The following is a 20,630-nucleotide window of genomic DNA, read 5'->3' as shown; positions in this document are numbered from 1 at the left end:
TCTACTAATCCACAGCAGGATCAGCACAGGTCGGGGTCAATACCGGCTAAGCTGCTAACTGCCCTGCTGCTCTACTTATCTCCATCAAGAAAAAGGAGGCTGAGTGGTCCCCGGCCTCCTTATAAATCTAAAAAAAGCGGGCCATTTTGACTTGCTTTTTTATTTTACTTCAAATTCCGCAAAAAATCTTCAACTTGTTCCTTAGTTTTGCGATCTTTATTGACTAGCCGGCCAATTTCCTTGCCGTGGTCATAAGCGATGAAGCTCGGAATCCCAAAAACATTTAGTTCTGCTGCCAAGTCAATGTTTTCATCGCGGTCGACGGTGTAGAAGGTATAATCCGCAAAATCCTGTTCGATTTCCGGCACGGCGGGTTTAATAAAGCGGCAGTCAGGGCACCAACCAGCGGTGAAGAACAGGACAACCTTGCCCTGACCAATCTTGTCGATTAACTGGTCATCTTTAATTACAGGTAACTTTTCCATAGAAGTATCCCTCCTCATTGATTACAACGTTACTATACCATAACTGCTTCTTAATTACTCGTAAATAGCACCTGCTTGGCTTTTTACCGCCGTTAATGTTAGAATTGGGTAATCATTATATTAAAGGAAGCGTTGCAATGAACGATTCAAACAACACACTCAATCCATGGCTGGTCCCGGTGACACTGGGAGCCTCCGGGGTCGCAGGATTTCTGGCCGGCAAGCTCTTTGGCAAACGGCCCTACTCGGCTAACCGGGCGCTCAAACAAATTCGCCGGGACTTTGCTAAGGAGGGAACCATCACCGGCAGTTGGATCGACCACCGGCAGACTCCCTTCCAACGCTTCGCCGTTAAGACCAGCGCCTACCAGGGCGGCTTAACGCGCTTAGAAGATGGTGAACCGGTAAATTACGAGTTTAAGGTTGACGCCTTTACCGGCAGCCTGCTGGAATTAAAACGGCTGGAAAATTAAGCTCCGTGACTAACCAAGTTAAAAAGCGTTCAAAATCAGTTGTTAGCTGGTTTTGAACGCTTTTCTTATTCGTCCTTCTTAAAATGCGCCGTCAGCTTATAGATTGGCTGGCCCTTGGCCGCGAACTTTTGCTCGTACTCGGTCTCAACGTTATGCTCGTTCTCATCACTGTTGTGCAAATCGAGCCACACCCCATCGAAGAGCATTCCATAGTTGTTCATGCTTTGGAGGGAGAATTCAAAGAAGCCCATGTTATCAGTCTTCAGTTCAATTGCCCCTTCATCTTTGAGCACCTGCTGGTAGCCAGCTAAGAAGGTGTGGTAGGTCAGCCGCCGCTTGGCATGACGCGTCTTCGGCCATGGGTCCGAAAAGTTCAGATAGAGACGGTCAAGCTCATGGTCCTCGAAGTAGTTGGTGATGTCAGAACCATCACCACAGATCAGCTGGAGGTTGGGCAACTCCTCTGCGAGGGCCTTCTTCAAGGCGATAGCTGCTACCGTCCGCTGGATTTCCAGGCCGATAAAGTTGATCTCCGGATGGGCCTTCGCCATCCCAATGATGAACTGCCCCTTCCCCATACCGACTTCAACGTGAATTGGCTGCTTCTTGGCAAAACGGTCCTGCCAGTGACCCTTCACCTCCTCGGCATTGGTTACGATCATCTCCGGGTGGTCCGCAATCAGCGGATCCGCCCACTTTTTATGTTTCACACGCATAATTAGTATTCCTCACTTAACTTTTTTATTCGTAATTTGAAGTAGAAGCGGGTCAAAATCCCGACCTCAATTGTGGCAAAGACCAGGTTGAGTAAAAAGCCTCGCCAGTCGAAATGCAGACCAATACTTGCCAGGACAATCAGTGCCGCCTCAATCACGGTTACCCGGGTCAGGAGCCGTTGGAAGTCCTTGACCCGTTCCTCAGTTTGAACCGGGTAGAGGTGGGTCAAGACGTTGGCATCGTACTGGCCGTACAACGGCATTAACTGGGTTGCAATCAGGTAGATAAACAGGACGCCCAGCGCGGTGTTTAGCCACTGGAGCGGAACCAGGAACGCCAGGGCCATCCCCAGTAAGGTCAGCCGGATAACAATCCCGCTGATGTCCGTATTGCGGACAAAGCCCCGCGCGTAGAGGTACGCCCATGGCCGGTGGCCGTTTGACAGCCACCGCACCAGTCCATTCGCCCAGCGCCGGCGCTTGACATTCCCCTGAACGCTCGGTACGTCGGTAAAGAGGTTGAAAAAGCGGTAAACGCTGTACATCCGGTTACTTTCCATTTTGACCGCCGCCTGCCAGTCAATTGTCAGTTCACGGTAAACTAGCCGCATCGCAACATCCAAAATTACTGCCACTGCCAACCCCAACAAGGGGCTGACAAGCCAGGTCGCCGCAGCCGCCAACAAGGGATTCAGCCAATACTCCGCTTGGGTTCGCCAGCCCTGCTTTGACCAACGAAGGCTGATGGACTTGCGGGCGGTAAACAGCCAGTCATCCTTTGTCACTACCGCCGTCAGAAAAACGGCTACAATGTCAACTGTCGATAGCCGTTCCGTTGTAAGGGCGAACGGTAGGGCAGCAAAGGTTCCCGCCAGGGTCATTCCCTCCGCGAGCACAAGGCTGTAAAGGTAGGCCCGTCTCAAATAGCCATCCATGGCCCGAACCTGAGGTAAGAGGAAAACCGGGTCCGGCCGCTTGATCAGGGTCGCCAGCCGACCAATCTGGGCCAACAGGACAAACCAAGCAATCAGCATGAAACGGGGCCACCACTGGTTAGCACTGAGGGTTGGCAACCATTCTGAATACCCGTAGGCCAGCGCGCCAAAGAGGAAAAAGAGGGCGATGACAAAGTGGTCGTTGAACACCAGTCGCCAATACTTCAGGAGCATCATAAAGTGACGCTGGCGGCGTTTCGTAAATAGTCTACTCATCTTGATCATCCCTTGCTAAGCCGAGATAAATTTCGTCTAGCGACTCATCCGGCCGGTCTGCCTGCTCACGGAGTTCCGCCAGGGTTCCGTGGGCCCGGACCTGCCCGTTAGCTAAGAGGACAAAGCGGTCACAGTAGCGCTGCGCAGTATCGAGGACGTGGGTCGACATCAGTACGGCCACCCCCTCCTTTTTCTTTTGCTCAATCAGCTTCAGCAAGTCATGGACAGCCAGGGGGTCCAAGCCATAGAAAGGCTCGTCCACAATCAGCAGTTTGGCGTTGGTCATGAAGGCACAGCAAATCATCACCTTTTGCTTCATTCCCTTGGAGAAGTTCGCCGGGAACCAGTCCAGTTTATTGTCGAGCCGGAACAGTTTAAGCAGCTTATGAGCCCGCTGCCAGGCTGCCTCATGGTCAAGTCCGTACGCGTTCATCGTTAATTCGAGGTGCTCCCGCAACGTCAACTCGTCATACAGGATCGGCGTCTCGGGAACGTAGGCAATCTGCTGCTTATACTCGGCCGGATTTTCGGCTAAGGTCAGTCCGTTGAGGGTAATCGTCCCGGAAAACGGCCGCAGCAAACCGATAATGTGGTTTAAGGTCGTGGACTTTCCCGCCCCGTTTAAGCCGATCAGACCCACTAATTCCCCCGGCTGGACCGCCAGGCTAACCTGCTTTAGGACGGGAATCTGTGAATATCCCCCTACCAGGTTCTTTACTTCAAGTGCCATCATCGTTCCCCCTTGCTAGTCTTAATTTCAACCATTAATTATAACATATCCGGTGCAGCCCTCCCGCTTTTTCGGTATACTAGGGATAGACACAAAAGTTAAAGGAGTGCGATCACATGACTGACTGTATTTTTTGCAAGATAATTGCTGGGGAAATCCCAAGCTACACGGTATACGAAGACGACGTTGTCAAGGCCTTTCTCGACATTTCCCAGGGCACACCAGGGCACACCCTCGTGGTTCCTAAGAAGCACGTCAAGGACCTCTTCGCCTACGATGAGGACCTGGCTGCCGCTGTCTTTTCCCGCCTGCCAAAGATTGCCCGCGCCGTTAAGAAGTCCAACCCGGCAATTAAGGGGATGAACATCATCAACAACAATGGTGAAGTGGCCTACCAATCAGTCTTCCACTCCCATATTCACCTGGTTCCCCGCTACACTGACCAGGACGACTTCAAGATTATCTTTAAGGATAATTCCGCTAAGTATGACGAGGACAAGTACAAGGAAATTCAGCAAGCAATCGTCAAGCAGATGGAAGATGAACAGTAATGTTTAAGGCAATCAAAGAAACGGTGACTGACGTTCGGCAGCTCGTCCGTTCCTGTCAGGGATTGACCACGAACGTCAAACAACTCCAGGATAGTCTGCCCGCGGTCAATAAGTTCCAGGCAGAAGTGCAAAAGGACATTGCCAAGTGGCAGTTTAAGGACCAGCCGCGCCTGGATAAAATCCGGGAAATCACTGAACGGTTAAGCAAACAAAGCAAAGCATAGTAAAAAAACATCGGGCAATTAAATACCCGATGTTTTTTATTACCTAGTTATTGGCATTGCTGGAAGAGCTACTGTTGCTCGAATTGCCCAAGGTACCACTGTTGCTCGTCGCACCGTTGGAATTCAGGTAGTCATCCAGGATGTTCTTCTCATCGTTTTCCTTAATGGAAACATTCCCCTTCTTGAGGACGTTAGAAACGACCTTATGGAGGAAGGTCCGGTTGTTCATGTTTTCCTGAACAATCTGGGTCCGCAGGTCAGCGATGTGCTGGCTCTTCTTCCCCTTAGCCGGGTGTTCGATCATGTAGATCACCTGGTAACCATCATCGGTCTTGACCGGGGTCGTGGTGTATTCACCAGTCTTGAGCTTAAAGGCAGCTTCCTTGTATGCCGAATCAAGCGAGTTATCCGTATTGTCAAAAGCAGGAACCCGCCCACCATTATCCTTGTTGGAAGTGTCAGTCGACTTTGACTTTGCCAGCTTCTTGAAGGTCTTATACTTGTCGCTTGAGTTGTTCAGCTGGTCGATGATGTCCTGGGCATCGTTCTTGCTACCGACAAGGATCTCAGCTGTTTGAACTTTTGGCTGGTACTTCTTCCACTGGGCATTGATCTGCTTGTTCGTAATGTGAGAGTAATCACGAACCGCGGCTTCCAGCAGGAGGTTAGACCGCAGCTGCTGCTTGAGTGACTTTTCGGTCATCCCATTTTGCTGCAAGAAGGCGCTGAACTGGGAGCCGTACTGGGACTTGTAGCTGTTGTACTGGGCATTGACCTGCTTGTCAGATACCTGTTTGCCGTACTCCTTTTCCAGGACCTTGTCCAAAATCATCTGTTGCAGGACCTGCTTACCATTGCTGGTGGCCTTCATACTGGAATAGTATTCGCTCTGGGTAATCTTTCCCCCGCTGGTTGTGGCTACCGCCTTATTTCCGCAGGCAGCCAGTGGCAGCATCAGGGCCGCCCCCGCGATTACCGCAATTAACTTCTTTGATTTCAAAAAAACACATCCCTTGTAGTATTTTAACTTTCACCCTGACGAAAAACGTCAGCCGGTGGTCTTCGCCCCACCGTTTTGTACCTTCTCAATATACCACAATTCCCCCCTCCGCCGAGGCTTTCAAGAAAAAGTTTAAGTGATTTTCACAATTTATTCACTATCTAGCCGTTCAAGGTCAATTACGCCCGTTAGCTGACGGGCCCGATGGTCGGCAGTAAAGTAAAGGACCTGGTTATGGCGGGCTAATCGGGTCAAAATCGCGAGTACCCGTTCCTTGCGTAGATAGTCAAAGTTGACAAAGCCATCATCAATAATAATCGGCAGGGAGACCTGGTCACTCATCACACTGATAAAGCCCAAACGCAGCGCAACGTAAAGCTGTTCGGCGGTCCCAGTCGACAGCTCTTCGACCGCAAACCGCTCCTGCCCAGCGGTTAACACCGCGACGCCTTCTTCATTAAGCAAAATCTTGGTATACCGCTGGTTCGTTAAGGTCGCAAAAAACTCCTCTGCGGCCTTAATGATGGCCGGGTACCGGTCCGCGGAAGCTAAAATCAATGCCTGGTTGATCCACTGGGCCGTCAGCTGGTAGGTCGTCCACCGCTGGGCCTCCTGCCAAATCCGGGCCGCAAGGTTGGCCGCCCGCTGTTCTAGTTCTGGCAGGGTCCCGTCAGCTGCCAGCCCCCGAATTTCCACCTCCGCGGCCTGCTCCTGCCGGTGCGCCGCTTCTAAGGTTGCCTGTTCACGGGCCACCCTGTCGCTCAACCGCTCCCACTCTCGTTTTAGCGCCGTCTCGTCCGTAAAGCGCGCAAGTGCTACCTTATCCTCGTCCGTCAGCTGCTGGTCATATACCGCCGTGGTAACTTGCTGCTGGTGGGCCCGGGCCCGCTGCTGGAGGAAGCGGGCAAAATCCACGTCACTATTGACACCAGCCGACTGGTAGATAGCCCACTTGTCATTCTGTACCTCCCGGAGCTGGCTTTTTAGGGCCGTTAGTTGCCGCTGGGCCCGTTCTAGCTGCTGGCGGATAGCTTGCCAGGACCGCCACTGGTCGGCCCAGCGATTTTCCCAAGCGAGCAGGTTGCGGGCCAATTCCCCGGCGTGCTCCCCACTGACTTTACCAGCCAGCCGCCGCTTGATAGTCAGCAACTGTTCATGGCTCTGGCCTGCCCCTAAAGCGGAGTTTGACAACTGGTTACTGAGTTCAGCATAGCGATGAAGGTCCGCCTGCATGGTCAGCCACTGGTCTGGTGAAAATCTGCTGAGCCCGTGAGCCCGGCCAAAAGATACTAAGGCCGCGTCCCGCCGCGCTAACTGTTGTTTTTCCTGCCGGTAGCCGTAGTAGCCCCAACCGCCGGCCGCGATTACCAAGAGCAGGCCGAGGTTGCGCAAACCACCATGCTGGCTGGCCAAGCCAAATAGGCAGAGCAGGCCGCCAAACGCCAGCAAAGCTAAAATGATCCCCTGGTTAGCTAGCGGCGCCGGGGCTTTCCTGAGCTGCTCCAACTGGGTCAGTTCCCGTTCGCTCAGCGGCTGGGGCGGTACCTGTCCATACCGCTCCTGCAACTGCTTTTTCTCCTGGGCTCGGTGTTCCTGGAAGCGTCCCTGCTGGCGTTGCTGGTCATCCCGAGCCGCTAGTTGGAGCAGTTGGCCCCGCATTTCCTGGTACTCTGCCAGGTGGTCATGGTAGTCATTCAACTGGGCCTGGTCAAACTGGCTGAGCCGACCGTTGAGCTGGGCTAGTTCAGCTTCCTGACTTTTGATTTGCCGCCGCAGCTCCTGCTCCTGGATACCGAGCCGGTCGGCTGCCGCCACTTGTTCATCGCTGATTAGCTCAGCCCGAGAACTATCCTGGCCCCGCCGCCACTGCTGAAAGACAGGCCAGAGACGGGCCAGGCGTTCCAAATCATTTTGGCGGGCTTGAGCCTTTTTCAGCTCTGCCTGCCCAGTCTTCATCTGCTCTTGGGCCGCCCCGCGAGTCTTCAGTAGACGCTGGTAGTCATCATACTTGCCCCGCGCCTGCTGAATCCGTTGCTGTAAATCCTGGTACTCGGTAAGGTGTTGGTTAAGCGTCGGCTTGCGTCCCCGGGGTTTGAAGACTTCATCCCCCTTTTTGAGCAATTCCGCGACCAATTGACGCCACTCACCACTATCAACCGCCCCGACCTGCTGTAATTGCCGTTGCACATCTTCCCGGCTAAGGTCACTGATCCTGGCGAGGTCCGCTTGCCGAATACCAAAGATCGCCTGGTAGAGGTCCAGGTCAACGTTCCCCAAGAGGGCCGCTAACTTCTCCTGGCCAAATTGCTGGCCCCGCTGGTCGGTGACGGTTACCCTGCCGCCGTCGCGACCCGCTGTCCTGGTAATCCGGTACTGCTGGCCGTCAGCTTCCACCAGCAGGCTGCCGCCATATGCCGCGGTCGTTCGCGGTCGGTACTGCTGAAATCGGTTTTTCCCCTTCGCATTGGCAAAGCCAAATAAAATGCTGCGGATAAAGACGGCGAGCGTCGTTTTCCCGGCCTCGTTTTCACCATAAATCACCTGCGGGTTTACCGCCAAGGAAAAATCCTGGTCGACCCACTTTCCAAAACCGTCAATGTGAACACTTTTAATTCTCATCCTGCTTCTCCCGTTCACTAATCAAGGCCGCCGCCCACTGCTCAAATTCCGCCAAGTTCTGGTGATCAGCAAACTGGTCATAGAGGGGCTGGTGCTTAACCAGCGGTTTGATCACCGCCGCCAGGTTCTCCGCCGTGAAAACCGCCTGCTTGGCCTGGGCCCAGTAGCGCTGGTCCAAGGATGGCAAGTGCGGTTCCCCTTGCCGCGTCGCCAAGGTCAGCTGGTAAGGCCACCACTCAATTGTTTCTTCCATCCGTAGACGACTTTGCAGGTGAGTAAGCAGGCTACCGTTCTCCACTAGCAGCCGCCACTGCTGCCTGCTTGCTGTTACCTGAACCGCACAAAGCTGCAGGTGGCCAGCCGCGTTGATGGTCGCCGCACTGGTAATTGCCCGGTCAACCGCCGCTTCCGTTTGGCAAGCGTCAAGGTCAACGCTCACCGTCCGCCAGCCGATGCCAGCAACCGGTTTGAACTCCGGAATCAGGCGGGAACCCTGACTGTGAACCAGGTAGTAGCCATGACTGCCAGCCTCATTTTTATGCCGCCCCTGGGGATTTCCACTATAAACAATCGGCGGGGTGGTAGCCAGCTCCTGGTGTTTGTGGATATGGCCTAGTGCCCAGTAGTCATAGTGCTTGCTCTCTAACTCATCCACCGTAAAGGGGGCGTAATGGTTGTCGGCCCCTGCCTGGTATGGTGCGCCATGCAAGAGCCCGATTTGCCAGTCAACGGCCCCTTTTACCGGGTATTTTCTTGCGACATCCGTGCTGATCCACCGCTGCCCGTAACTAAAACCGGTTATAGCGACCCGTTCACCGGTTGCTAGTGTAAGGGTGGCCGTTGTGACCTGGTTGCCCAAAACACGGGTATTCGCCGGCAGGGATTGGTTGGCAGCGGTCACCTGCTGAAAGTCATGGTTGCCATAGCACAGAAAGACCGGAATGTGCTGCTGAGCCAACCGGGTCAGCTGTTTGTTGAAAAAGTCAACGGCCGCAATGCTTTTCCGTTCACCATCGTAAATATCGCCCGCAATCACGACAAAATCGACTCGTTCCGTAATCGCGGCGTCGACGATCCTCCGCAAGGCGGCAAAAGTGGAGTCATAAACTTGCCGCCACAACTGACTAGGCATCTCGGTCAATCCTTGGAAGGGACTGGCAAGGTGTAAATCTGCCGTATGAATAAACTTCACCATTTTCACCCCATTCTTCATTAACAATACAAAAGCCCCCACCGTTCTAGCAAAGCCGAACGCTGGAGGCCAGGTAGTACCATGAGCCGGGAAAACTTTCCAAGCCCACTTACTAGCGGGTCCTGCTAGTTATTTTCGTTAGACTGCGGCATGATTTCACTGTACAGATCCTGAATCGGGCTGGTAATCGTCTTGTTCAGCTGTTGTAGCATCTGGTCGATTTGCCGTTCTTGGTTCATCAAGTTTTGCACTGCCTGCTTGCCGCTGATTTCCTTAGCCAGGGTCTGAATGGCCTTGATTTCGTCTTCGCTTGGCTGTTGACCCTTCATCTGCTTTTGCTGTGCTTCGACCTGCATCTGTTGGAACTTCTTGAATGAAGCAAAGGCTTCGCTATCCGCCTTCAGTTCGTCTAAGGCCTTCTTTAAGCCTTGGTATTCTTGCGTTTCAACTAATTGCCGGCTCATGTCATTCGCCGTGTCATAAATATTTACAACCATCTTCGATAACTCCTTTTTGGTTCATTATTATAAATTGTATCATGTTTTGCCTAGTGGTGAAACGGCGGGGCTAAAAGAGGGACTTAACGTTGTTCCAGAACTGGCTGGCCTTGTCGCCAATATTATTGACCGACTGGTTGAACCGGTTCATCAGGTCGTTGTCCCCACCATTAAAGAAGGACTTCCACCCCGACGTGTTTTTGACCCGCTTGTTGGCCCGGGTCTGGGCGTCCTGGACCGTAAACTTGGTTCCCGGTGTATTCGCCAGAATCCCGGACATTTCATTCTTAAAGAGGCCGTTGATGTTTCGCTCGGAAATATCGTTCAGCACATGACTTGAGTTGGTATCATCATAGCCCTCCCAGGTGGCGACCACCACGTCAGGAGTGTAGCCAACGATCCACTTATCGCGATCGTTGGACTCGTCACCCTTGACTCCGGAATTAGTCGTCCCGGTCTTTCCAGCCAGGGTATCCCCCGCCGGCTTAGCGGTTTCCCCGGTTCCGTGCTCGTATACCCCAATCAGCATACTGGTCATTTCACGGGCCGTCTTGCTGGAAATGACGTGCTTGACCTTTGAGCCCTTATTCTGGGCGACAACCTTTCCCGAAGCATCCTCAATCTTAGTGATGTAGTACGGGGTCGGCATCTGCCCGTCATTATCAAAGGTCGCGTACGCACGGGCAATTTGCTGGGGCGAGACCCCCTTGGTCATTCCACCGAGGGCCAGGGCCAGGTTCTTATCGCCCTTCTCTACCGGCAGGCCGAATTTTTCCGCCATCTTGTAGCCCTGGTTAACCCCGATTTTGTTAAGCAACCAGACTGCCGGAGCGTTCAAGCTCTCATACAGGGCCTTGTACATCGGCACCTTGCCGCTATACGTATCATCGTAGTTCTTCGGCGTGTAGTTGTTGGTCCCGTAAGACTGCTTCTTGTCCTGGAGCTCCGAATCATAGAAATAACCGTGTTCCAGTGCCGGTGCGTAGACAACGATTGGTTTGATCGTCGACCCCGGCTGCCGACGCATCTGAGTAGCCCGGTTAAAGCCCCGGAAAACGTGCTTGCCCCGGCCACCAACGACCGCGGTCACGCCCCCAGTCTTCGGATTCATCGCAATCGATGCTGACTGCACCATCGTCCCATCAGCAGAGTCATCAGGGAAATTATTGTCATTATCATAGGTATCCTGCATTGATTGCTGCTGATCCTGGTCCAGGGTCGTGTAGATTTTGTAGCCGTCATTCATAATCGATTTTTCAGAAATGTTATACCGGCTGGCCGCCTCGGAAATCACCGCGTCAAAGAAGTAGGGGTACTTGTAGCTGTCATTAGCCACGTAGCCGCTATTGATTCCCAGGGAAGTCTTCTTATAGGCGTTTGCGTCCGACTGGCTGAGCTTTTTATTCTCTACCATCAGCTGCAAGACCATGTTCCGCCGTTCCCGCGTTGCTTCCGGATGGTCAATCGGGTCGTAAATCCCCGGCGAGGTCAGCATCCCCGCCAGAGTAGCTGCTTGGGGAACCGTCAGCTGGCTGGCGTTGACATCAAAGTACCGCCGGGCCGCGTCCTGGACCCCCCAGACTCCGTGGCCGAAGTAGGCATTGTTGAGGTACATGGTCAGAATCTCGTTTTTGGAATACTGGTTCTCGACCTCGATCGCAATAAAAATTTCCCGTGCCTTTCGCGAGAAGGTCTGCTGCTGGGTCAAAAAGGCATTTTTGACTAGCTGCTGGGTCAGAGTACTCCCCCCACCAGAAATGTAATCACGGTGGAGAACCTTATTCTTGACTAGCAGGAAGGCTGCCCGACCCAAGCCCTTTACCGAGAAGCCGTGCTCATGGTAAAAATTCCGGTCCTCAGTCGACAGCACCGCGTCAGGAACACTCGAGGAGATGTTGCTTAGCTTCACGTAGGTTCCCTTTTGCGAGTACAGGCTGCCGGCCGACTGCTTCTTATTGTCGTAAATCATCGTCGGTCGTGACAGGCGGTTTTGCAAGTTCTTGACGTCCGAAGTCTTCGCTACGAAGGTCAAGTGAATGCTCATCAGCAAAAAGAGGCTTAGGAAAACGACTATTAACCAGCGAGTCAGCTGATAACGGTGCCAGACTTGTTTGAGTTTTTTCTTAAAGCGCTGCCAGGCGTCTTGCAAAAATGCCAGCAGCTGTTTGCCCACCTTCTTTAACCAGGCCACCAGGCGGTCCTTGGTAGAATTTGTTTGTGGCTCACGTTTCATTGTTTCTCTCCATTATCCGTTCATTTTAGAATGCAAACCATTTTAGCACACTTTCCACTGGTTGCCGCACTTTCGGCGATTTTTTTAGCAAGGCTTAACAAGTGCAAATAAAAAACGTGAGTGGGAAATAACCTTCTCGACAGGGCGTATGGCTAACCTAGAACGATAGTTGGCACGGCACGGGCCGGCTAGCGTTCGTAGGCAAATAGCCTTGCTTCGCGGCGTTAGACACTAGCCCTGTGGTTACGACACGCAGTTAGCCTATTGGTTTCGCACGTTATCTTTATAATAGTTAAGAACTAGCAAGAGGCTGGTGAGAAAAGCAACGTTTTCTCCCAGCCTCGTTTGCTAGTTTATTTCAATTAATGAAGTCCGGTCAAGTTCTCCCTAACTACATCTCGTCCGGGGCCTTGATGTCAAGCATTGCCAGGGCATCCTTGAGGACGTGGCTAACGGCCTGAACAAGGGCTAAGCGGGCCGGTTGGCCTTCGTCGTCCTGGAGGATCCGATTGTGGGCGTAGTACTGGTTAAACTTCTTGGACAACTCCAGCGCGTACTTGGCGATTACGGACGGGTCATAGTTGACCGCAGCCCGTTCCACTACGTCACTGTATTGACCAAGGAAGCTCAGGATGTCCCAAGCCGCGTCCCCAACAGTCGTCAGGTCAACATTGCTGAAGTCGCGGATACCACCTTTGCGGAGGATGCTCTCAGCACGAGCCCGGGCGTATTGAACGTACGGGCCGGTTTCCCCTTCAAACTTAACCACGTCTTCCAGCTTGAAGTTAACTGCATTCCGCCGGTCATTTTTGAGGTCGTGGAAGATGACGGCGCCGACACCGACCTGCTTAGCCACCTCATCAGCATTTGGCAGGTCCGGATTCTTTTCGGCAATCTGTTGGCGAGCCAGCTTGATGGAGTCGTTCAAGACGTCCTCCAGGTTGACCACGTTCCCCTTCCGCGTCGACATCTTTTGCCCGTTCAGGTTCATCAGGCCGAAGGAAATGTGTTCCAGTTGGTCCCACCAAGTGAAGCCCATTTCTTTGAGGACCGCCTTGAGCTGCTTGTAGTAGTTTTCCTGTTCGGCACCAACGACGTACAAGGACTTGGCGTGACCAAACATCCGCTTCCGGTAGAGGGCCGTCGCTAGGTCCCGGGTGATGTAGGTGGTCGTCCCGTTGCTCTTGATAATCAGCGGTGGCGTCAGCTTGTAGGCGTCCAGGTCGACAATTTGCGCACCCCGGCTGGCCTTGAGCAAATGCTTGTCCTTCAACAGCTGGATCGGGTCATCCATCTTTTGGGCCGAGAAGGCTTCACCGTTAAAGGAGTCAAAGTGGACGTCCAGCATATCGTAAACCTTTTGGAACCGTTCAATGGAAATTTGGCGGAACCAGTGCCACAGGCGCCAGGCCTCCTTGTCACCATGTTCGAGCTTGGCAAACCACTCCCGGCCAGCGTCAGTGTATTCCGGGTGTTCTTCGGCTTCGGTGTTGATGCGGACATAGTACTTCAGCAGGGTGTTGATTGGGTCCTTTTTGACCTCTTCTTCGCTCCCCCACATCTTGTAGGCCGCCATCAGCTTTCCAAATTGGGTGCCCCAGTCACCCAGGTAGTCGATCCGGACTGGCGTGTAGTTTTCCTTCGCCAGAATCCGGGCGATGGCTTCACCGATCATGGTCGAACGGAGGTGTCCCATCCCCATTGGCTTGGCGATGTTCGGTGACGAATAGTCAATCGTCACGTTGGCCCCGTGACCGAGGTCCTTCTTACCATAACCAGCCGGGTCAGCCAAAATCGCCTTGATAATCTCCGCTCCAACCTGGGCCTTGTCCAGGAAGAAGTTGATGTAAGGACCAGCGACAACGACCTTTTCGAAGCCGGCCTGGTCAATCTTTTCCACCAGGTCCGCCGCAATCATCTGCGGAGCCTTGTGCAGCGTTTTGGCTAGGAAGAAGGTTGGGAAAGCGTAGTCCCCGTTGTTGGCATCCTTTGGCCGTTCAATCTTGTCAACAATTTCTTCTAATGATAAGTCTGGCAAGGCGGCAGCAACTGCCGATGCTACTCGTTGTTTTTCGTCCATTTGATTTCCTCCTCAAATAAAAAGTCCCCAGTATGAAAAAACATACTAGAGACGAGATTTCCCGCGGTACCACTCTAATTGAATTGGCTTCCACTCTTTAAAGACTAATTTAGCTGTCCTGACGCGCACGCCTTCACTGGAACCACTCCCCCAACTCACACCAAATTTGGGGTCGCTGCATAGTGGTCATCCGTTACTACTCACGCCAGCTTTTACAGTCATTCATTATAGCAAAGATTCGTGTAAATACAAGCGACAAAAAAGCCAAGTGAAATTCACCTGGCTCTCAATTAAGCGGGTAACGAGAATCGAACTCGCGACGCAACCTTGGGAAGGTTAAGTTTTACCACTAAACTATACCCGCATAACTAACTTAATCATTAATACTAAGTTAGTATACACCAATTAATCTTTCTTGTCAGCCTTTTTTGTGGTTTTTTTCCGCTTAGCTGGCTTTTTCTTGGTATCCTTGCTTTCTTCCTCGTCGTCAGTATCTTTGTCTTCCCGGGGAACTGCTTTGATCATCTTAGCTTCGTCTTGCCGAATCACTGCCCGGCCGTTCAATTCATTGACACCGCTCTTATCAGCTGGATCAAAGTCATTAATTGAAACCATGATCGAATTGTTATAAACTTTCTCCACTACTCCCTGGAAGTCGTGATCCATCGGCCCAAACTTCTTGCAGCCGACAACATCACCGATTTCAAAATCAGCCATAGTTTTCACCTCGCTAATAATTTCCAATGGGATAACAGGAAACACTTTACACTTTTTTTAATCCTTTTTCAAGTCTAACGACCGGTTGGTCACCGTCCAGCATTAATGGTAAAATCATCGTAGAAAGGAATTACTGTTATGATAAAACCAATTGCTGAAGTGATGGTCGTGATCCTAATTATCGCCACCATCGGAGGAAACCACTCCAAAAAGGAAAAGCACGTTGCCGACTGGCTCGGCATTGCACGGATTGCCTACTTCATCCTGCTAACCCTCTCAGTTATCAAGCTGATTACTAATTATCCGGTTGTCCTCATCCCCAACATTCTCTGGCTGCTCTACCTAATTATCGTCTACATTTACCTTGAGAACACCTTCCGCCTCAAACGGGAGACGTTTGGTAACCCCCTGCGGACCACCGGAGTGACGATTGCCCTGGTCATTGCAATGATCGTAATTATCGTCTTCTTCTAGCATTTTTCTTCATTAAAAAGTAAAAGCCACCCGCTTCCGTTCAAGCAGGTGGCTTTTTAACTGAAAATTAATTAGTGTTCTTCAACTTCGTCCGGATGCGCTAATTCGTAGCGGTGTTCCGTCCAGAAGTAGAGGGTAATCAGTGCAAAGCAGATTGCTGGCACGATGAATGACAGCTGCATCGAACCAGAAAGGTCGGAAACCCGTCCCTGGATAGTTGGCACGATGGCACCACCGATCAAGGACATCACGATGAAGGCCCCACCCATGGCAGTGTGCTTCTTTTCGTGAATTTGGTCCAAAGTGTGGGCGTAAATCGTTGGCCATTCTGGGCCAAAGAAGAAACTTGTGGCAATTGCCGCCACAACCGCCGTCATGTTTGGCACGGTAAAGGTAATTACCAGAGAAACCGTCCCGAGCAGTGAGAACCAGGTCAGAACCTTAGTGATGGAGTAACGCTTCAAGAACCAGTTAGCAACCAGCTTACCGAAGAACCAGGCAACGTAACTGTAAATCATGAAGGTCGAAGCGTCAGCATCGGAAATGTGACTGTCAATCCGCAGGGCCAGCCGGATAGTGAATGACCATACTGTCGTCTGCATTCCGGCGTAGATGAATTGGCAGAGTACCCCCTTCATGTAACGCTTGTTGTGTGACAGGTAGTGGAATGACTCCCGAATACTTGGCTGGTCTTCCTGAGCCTCTGCACCAGCTTCACCATTGGCACCGGTAGCCAGTGCCTTGGCCCGTGGCATCTTCGTCACTGCCAGGACTATGAAGATAATGATCAGGACAATCAAAATGTACTTGTACGGCCGCAAGGTCAACTGGAGCATGTGCTGGTTGAATGCTTCGGCCTCAGCCGCGCTCATTCCCTTGACCTTGTCCGCAATGTTACCACCCTCACCAAAGATCAGGTACTTCCCGAGGACGATCCCCGTGATGTCCCCCAGTGGAATCAGGACGTTGGCAATGTTCAACCGCATGTTGGCCTGGGCCTTTGGACCGAACATCGTAGCGTAGGTATCACAGGAGGTTTCCAGGAAACTCAAACCGATGGCGATGGCAAAGATGGCCGCCAGGAACATACTGTAGGTCGCAACGTGGGAAGCCGGGAAGAACATCCCACACCCGATAATGTAGAAGAGCAACCCGACTAAGATTGAGAGCTTGTAGGAGGTCTTCTTAATCAAAATCGATGCTGGGATGGCCATCAGGAAGTAACCACCATAAAAGGCACTCTGCACGAAGGCGGTCGCGGTATCGTTCAAAGTAAAGACGGTTTTAAACTGCGTAATTAAAATATCGTTTAGACTCGCTGCGGCACCCCAAAGTGGAAAAATTAAACATAAAATTACAAATTGGAAGATTGGGGTCCGGTTTAAGTAACCGTCAGGAAGCTGAATCCAGCTCTGTTTTCTTTCCTTATCCATTTTCTAACTCTCCTTGTTTAGAATGTAACGCCTGATTCGAGGATGATGTTGGAGTACGGAGTCATTTCCCCAGTCCGAATAAAGGCGTGGGTCTTAGAAAGGCTCTTCTTCAAATCGCTGTGGGGCATAAAGGCAATTTCCACGTCCGGTAAAGCAGCTTTGATGTTTTCCAGCTGCTGGGGATTTTGGTCCTTAATCTCGTCTGCCAGGTAGATTTTTTGAACCTTGAGCTCCTTGAGGACGTTTTGCAAAACATCCATGAAACTCGGCAGTTCCTTGTCGACACAGAGGTCAATCTTCTTGGTGTCGGCCGGCACCGGCATTCCGGCGTCACCGATTGACAGCCAGTCCATGTGGCCCATGCCAGCAACTACGGAGGCAACTTCTGAATTTAAAATACCAGTTTTCTTCATTACTATTCTCCTATTCTTGCTTCAATGCTGCTTTAACGTCTTCACCGGTTGGGATTGACGGCATCGCACCCATCCGTTGCACGGTCAGGCTAGAAGCTCGTTGTGCGTAGCGGAGTGAATCCTCCACGTTGGCCAAGTCCTTTTCCAGTTGGGAACACAGGGCACCAATGAAAGTGTCACCGGCAGCGGTCGTGTCAACCGCCTTGACCTTGAAGGCGGGAACCAGCCCATGGTCGTCTGGAGTGGAGTAAAAGACGCCCCGGTCACCCAAGGTAATCAGCAGGTGCTTAACCCCGCGTTCACGGAAGTAGTCCGCACTCTTGAGCATTGAATCTTCATCCGTGAGTTCAATCCCCGTCAGCAATGCACATTCGGTTTCATTCGGTGCAATCACGTCCGTGTACTGAAGCAGTTCCGGCATAATTTCGTGAGCTGGTGCAGGGTTCAAAACCGTGGTGACCCCCTGTTCCTTTGCCTGCTTGAACAAATCCAGGGCCACTGCCTGCGGTGTTTCAAACTGGGCAATCAGGAAGTCCGTGTGGGTAAGCAGCTCAGACAAGTCGCCAAATTCACCCGGCTGCATCGCCTGGTTGGCACCACCATAAACCATGATGTCATTTTGACCATTGGCGTCCAGGGTAATGGCCGCGCTCCCCGTTCCATGATACTTGTCGATGTTGATGTGACTAGTATCAATATCATTTTCTTTCAGCGCTTCCAGCATGTACTGGCCTTCGTTATCGGAACCCACGGCCCCGACGAATGCAGTTTGCGCACCAGAACGGGCGGCAGCTACGGCTTGATTAGCCCCTTTGCCACCGGGAGCTGAACTCTTACTCTGCGCAGCGATTGTTTCACCGGGCTGCGGGAAACGGTTCACGTGATAGGTAGTATCCACATTGATACTGCCCAGAACCACGACATGGTTAACCATCTTTTAGTCCTCCATTTCAAACAAAAAATAATCTAACGTTTCATAAAAACGTTTTCAAGATGACTTTTGTATAATAACGCTTATTAAAACGTTTTACAAGCCTAAAGATAGCCAAACGCATAAATTCACAAAGTTTTAGGTAAATCGTTTTATTAATTGTGACCGCCATTTTCCTGATTTAAATTACAAATAAAATAATTTGTGAAATTTAAACTTTTTTGCTTGCTGTTAAAAACACAACCGGCCCGCAGCACCCTGATTGGGGATACTACGAGCCGGTAAAAGCCAACTGATTCTAATTTTAATGGTTTTCGTTGTAATAACTGTCTTCGAGTCGTTTGAAGGAACCGGGTTCCACTTCTTCCAGGGCTGTCCCAATCTTTTCCAGACTCTTTGCGTATTCGTATTCACTAAACAACTGGCGCGCCTCCTGGGCAGCCTTTTCAACCGTTTCATCATTCGGGAAACGGTTGGCGTATTGCAGCAGTCGTTCCGTGAGCTCGACACTGTCCCGCAGGTCGTTTGTCTTAGTATGCAGGGTCTCCAAATCAGCTTCTACCATAATCAGCTGTTTGGTGACGTCGTCCATATCGACCTTGTATTGCCCTAAGGCCGCGGCTAGTTTCTTTATCTCGTCACTAACTCCCTTGAAGTAATCAAGGTAATCAGTTGACAGCCCTGGCAGGTTAAGTTGCTCCACTTGACGCTTAATGGTTCGAATATCGACCGAGTACCGTTGGAGCATTTTCTTGGCCCGTTGTTCATCAGTTTGGAGTTTAGCAACCTCATCGTTGATTTCCCGCTGCTTTTCCTCGACCGCAGTCAGCTCCTGCTGGTTCGCCTTTTGGCTTGCGAGGATCTGACTATACAGGGCTTGATCGTCCTTGATGGCCTGGGCATCACGCTGGTAGTCCTTGTCGATCGCCTTGATCCGTTCATCAAGCCGGCGGGCAGCCTCAATTTCATTATTATTGAAAGTGTAGCTAAGGTTGAGCCGCTTTAGTTCCTTTGTCAGCTCATCATTCTGCCGGCGGGCGTGATTAATGAATTCACCCATCACCTTCATTAAGTGCTGGGCTTCTGGCTTGGCATCCAATTCCTTTTGCATTACGTCATACAAGTGGTCGATTTCGGTAGAAAGGTCCTGGTTAGACTGCTCGACCACATCCACCTGAAGGTCATTCAGCTGCTTAACGGTTTGCGTCAATTTTGCCTGCAACTGGTCAATTTTTTGTCCCAGCTTTTTCTCCGTAAAGTGATAATGCTGCTTGGTCAAGGTTTCGTAACCACTCCGCAGTTCCGCCAGCTGATCCGGAAATTCAGCCACCAGCGGTTTGTAAAGTTGGGGAACCTTTTTGAGCAAGTCGTCAAATTCCTGGTTATCAGCCTGGAGGTCGGTCAGGATTTCCTGGGCGGCTTCCAAATCGCCCTTGGTCGTCAGGTCAGTAAATTTAGCATAGCGGTCTTCTAAGTCAGCTAAGCGGTCATTCAACTGGTCAGTCGTCTCGCCGTACTCAAAACTCTTGTCATCGAGCTGTTGGTGGTACTGCTGGTAACGCTGCTTCAGCTGGTCAACGGCTTCGTGGTGGTTTTCTTCTTGTTGATGGAGGGTCCGCAACTGCTTTTGCAAGCGGTCAGCCTGCTTACTGGCCTTTTCGATTGCCTCACGGTAGTCGCTAATCGCCGAATTAATCGTTAGTAACTGGCTAGTCTTAACGGCTGCCTGGAGGTCCTCACCCTGCTTGTTCAGCCGCTTAATGGCGGGGGCCAATTGATCGTATTCCTTTTGCAACTTTGCTAGCTGGTCGCGGGCATCCCCCACCAGCTGCATTTGCTGCGCCTTCTTCAGGTTAGCCGCCAGTGGTTGCTTACTAAGATGCGCACTGACCGCCTGTAATTCACTAATTTGCTGAATTGCCCGTCGTTGGAACCACACGATTCCTAACAGCAGTAACAAAACAATCACTAAAATTGCAATTAAAATTTGAAACATCATTACCCCACCTAATTATTCAACCAGTTGACAATCGCTGCCAGTGGTATATTCTAGGTAAAATTATACCATAGTACCGCCTGCTTGCCGGTGCTTATCTGAAAGAAAGAAGGGTGAATTCACCATGAAGAATAACCAATTACTGCTTAACCAGCTGACAAGCCTCCTTGCGGGCGAACCTTCCCCGCTGGCAATCCTCGCCAACGCCAGCGCGCTGATCAACCAATCTGTGAGCCAGCTCAACTGGGCCGGGTTTTACCTCTATGACCAGGCAAACAATAAACTGGTCCTCGGCCCCTTCCAAGGGCAGGTCGCCTGTATGCACATCAAAATGGGAACTGGGGTTTGTGGAACAGCGGCCCAAACTCAAACAACGCAGGTGGTCGCTGACGTCAGCCAATACCCCGGCTACATCTCCTGCGACGCTGCAGCAAGGTCAGAGTTGGTCGTCCCCCTTGTCAAGTCGAATGGCGAGCTTTATGGGGTCCTAGACCTTGACGCTCCGGTACCGGACCGCTTCGACGACCAGCTGGTTGCCTGCATGACCGCCGCGGCCGCGATTATTATGAAAGCCATTGACGAGGCGGCGTAAATCATGGTATTCTATACCTTGTGTAAAATAATGCAGCAGTGAGGGGCAAGCTCGTCAACAGAC

General features: G+C 51.6%; 20 protein-coding genes and 1 tRNA gene. 5 read left to right on the top strand and 16 right to left on the bottom strand.

The annotated features are described in order from the left end of the window. Positions 1 to 164: 164 nt before the first annotated feature. Entirely contained in the window at positions 165 to 485 is a 321-nt protein-coding gene (locus FC49_RS04510) for a thioredoxin family protein (RefSeq protein ID WP_056984394.1), read from the bottom strand. Between the two features lie 137 nt (positions 486 to 622). On the opposite strand from FC49_RS04510, the gene FC49_RS04505 reads away from it, so the two are divergent. After that, positions 623 to 958, top strand: a complete 336-nt coding sequence (locus FC49_RS04505; protein ID WP_003715350.1) for a PepSY domain-containing protein — start codon at positions 623 to 625, stop codon at positions 956 to 958. A 65-nt stretch (positions 959 to 1,023) separates the two neighbouring features. On the opposite strand, the gene trmB is transcribed toward FC49_RS04505, so the two are convergent. From trmB to FC49_RS04490, 3 genes are read right to left on the bottom strand one after another with little or no spacing between them, the layout of a single operon-like run. After that, positions 1,024 to 1,674: a tRNA (guanosine(46)-N7)-methyltransferase TrmB gene (trmB, locus tag FC49_RS04500; protein WP_003715344.1), complete on the bottom strand. Its 651-nt coding sequence runs from the start codon at positions 1,672 to 1,674 to the stop codon at positions 1,024 to 1,026. Positions 1,675 to 1,676: 2 nt separating this feature from the next. Continuing rightward, the gene (locus FC49_RS04495; RefSeq protein WP_003715337.1) at positions 1,677 to 2,885 is read right to left on the bottom strand and encodes an ABC transporter permease; all 1,209 of its coding nucleotides are present in this window, start codon (positions 2,883 to 2,885) and stop codon (positions 1,677 to 1,679) included. Continuing rightward, entirely contained in the window at positions 2,878 to 3,615 is a 738-nt protein-coding gene (locus tag FC49_RS04490) for an ABC transporter ATP-binding protein (RefSeq protein ID WP_039929761.1), read from the bottom strand. The genes FC49_RS04495 and FC49_RS04490 overlap by 8 nt, the downstream gene beginning before the upstream one ends. A gap of 116 nt (positions 3,616 to 3,731) precedes the next feature. Here FC49_RS04490 and FC49_RS04485 point away from each other — a divergent pair, with 116 nt between their 5' ends. Next, positions 3,732 to 4,166, top strand: a complete 435-nt coding sequence (locus FC49_RS04485) for an HIT family protein (protein WP_003715339.1) — start codon at positions 3,732 to 3,734, stop codon at positions 4,164 to 4,166. Next, complete coding sequence (locus FC49_RS04480) at positions 4,166 to 4,390, top strand: hypothetical protein (RefSeq protein ID WP_056984393.1); 225 nt, start codon at positions 4,166 to 4,168, stop codon at positions 4,388 to 4,390. The genes FC49_RS04485 and FC49_RS04480 overlap by 1 nt, the downstream gene beginning before the upstream one ends. A 43-nt stretch (positions 4,391 to 4,433) precedes the next feature. Here FC49_RS04480 and FC49_RS04475 read toward each other — a convergent pair whose 3' ends face one another. The 8 genes from FC49_RS04475 to FC49_RS04440 all read right to left on the bottom strand — a co-directional run bounded on the left by FC49_RS04475 (position 4,434) and on the right by FC49_RS04440 (position 14,728). Then, on the bottom strand, positions 4,434 to 5,390 hold the full coding sequence (locus FC49_RS04475) for a peptidylprolyl isomerase PrsA (protein ID WP_056984392.1): 957 nt from the start codon (positions 5,388 to 5,390) through the stop codon (positions 4,434 to 4,436). A gap of 150 nt (positions 5,391 to 5,540) precedes the next feature. Next, on the bottom strand, positions 5,541 to 8,009 hold the full coding sequence (locus FC49_RS04470; RefSeq protein WP_056984391.1) for an ATP-binding protein: 2,469 nt from the start codon (positions 8,007 to 8,009) through the stop codon (positions 5,541 to 5,543). After that, positions 7,999 to 9,228 carry a metallophosphoesterase family protein gene (locus FC49_RS04465; RefSeq protein ID WP_004564506.1) on the bottom strand — a complete coding sequence of 410 codons (1,230 nt, stop codon included), beginning with the start codon at positions 9,226 to 9,228 and terminating at the stop codon, positions 7,999 to 8,001. The genes FC49_RS04470 and FC49_RS04465 overlap by 11 nt, the downstream gene beginning before the upstream one ends. Positions 9,229 to 9,326: 98 nt before the next feature. Further along, on the bottom strand, positions 9,327 to 9,698 hold the full coding sequence (locus FC49_RS04460; protein ID WP_004564520.1) for a YlbF family regulator: 372 nt from the start codon (positions 9,696 to 9,698) through the stop codon (positions 9,327 to 9,329). Between the two features lie 70 nt (positions 9,699 to 9,768). Then, positions 9,769 to 11,931: a PBP1A family penicillin-binding protein gene (locus FC49_RS04455; protein ID WP_056984390.1), complete on the bottom strand. Its 2,163-nt coding sequence runs from the start codon at positions 11,929 to 11,931 to the stop codon at positions 9,769 to 9,771. Between the two features lie 391 nt (positions 11,932 to 12,322). Continuing rightward, positions 12,323 to 14,011: an arginine--tRNA ligase gene (argS, locus tag FC49_RS04450; RefSeq protein WP_004564517.1), complete on the bottom strand. Its 1,689-nt coding sequence runs from the start codon at positions 14,009 to 14,011 to the stop codon at positions 12,323 to 12,325. Positions 14,012 to 14,304: 293 nt separating this feature from the next. Further along, positions 14,305 to 14,375 (bottom strand) — tRNA-Gly (locus FC49_RS04445). A 41-nt stretch (positions 14,376 to 14,416) separates the two neighbouring features. After that, positions 14,417 to 14,728, bottom strand: a complete 312-nt coding sequence (locus tag FC49_RS04440) for a hypothetical protein (protein WP_003715992.1) — start codon at positions 14,726 to 14,728, stop codon at positions 14,417 to 14,419. Between the two features lie 138 nt (positions 14,729 to 14,866). On the opposite strand from FC49_RS04440, the gene FC49_RS04435 reads away from it, so the two are divergent. Continuing rightward, positions 14,867 to 15,202: a hypothetical protein gene (locus tag FC49_RS04435; RefSeq protein ID WP_003716053.1), complete on the top strand. Its 336-nt coding sequence runs from the start codon at positions 14,867 to 14,869 to the stop codon at positions 15,200 to 15,202. Positions 15,203 to 15,273: 71 nt separating this feature from the next. Here FC49_RS04435 and fucP read toward each other — a convergent pair whose 3' ends face one another. From fucP to ezrA, 4 genes are all read right to left on the bottom strand, one after another. Then, positions 15,274 to 16,635 (bottom strand): L-fucose:H+ symporter permease, encoded by a 1,362-nt coding sequence (gene fucP, locus FC49_RS04430; RefSeq protein WP_003716129.1) that lies wholly within the window; start codon positions 16,633 to 16,635, stop codon positions 15,274 to 15,276. A gap of 17 nt (positions 16,636 to 16,652) precedes the next feature. Further along, on the bottom strand, positions 16,653 to 17,048 hold the full coding sequence (rbsD, locus tag FC49_RS04425; protein WP_004564513.1) for a D-ribose pyranase: 396 nt from the start codon (positions 17,046 to 17,048) through the stop codon (positions 16,653 to 16,655). Between the two features lie 10 nt (positions 17,049 to 17,058). Then, a complete protein-coding gene (gene rbsK, locus FC49_RS04420; RefSeq protein ID WP_004564515.1) occupies positions 17,059 to 17,982 on the bottom strand; it encodes a ribokinase in 924 nt (307 codons plus the stop codon). A gap of 301 nt (positions 17,983 to 18,283) precedes the next feature. Next, entirely contained in the window at positions 18,284 to 19,978 is a 1,695-nt protein-coding gene (ezrA, locus tag FC49_RS04415) for a septation ring formation regulator EzrA (protein ID WP_004564527.1), read from the bottom strand. A gap of 121 nt (positions 19,979 to 20,099) precedes the next feature. Here ezrA and FC49_RS04410 point away from each other — a divergent pair, with 121 nt between their 5' ends. Next, positions 20,100 to 20,567, top strand: a complete 468-nt coding sequence (locus tag FC49_RS04410; RefSeq protein ID WP_056984389.1) for a GAF domain-containing protein — start codon at positions 20,100 to 20,102, stop codon at positions 20,565 to 20,567. Positions 20,568 to 20,630: the final 63 nt, after the last annotated feature.

The organism is Limosilactobacillus oris DSM 4864 (genome assembly GCF_001434465.1).
In the GTDB taxonomy this organism is placed as follows: domain Bacteria; phylum Bacillota; class Bacilli; order Lactobacillales; family Lactobacillaceae; genus Limosilactobacillus; species Limosilactobacillus oris.
This window is presented reverse-complemented; position numbering and strand designations above follow the sequence as displayed.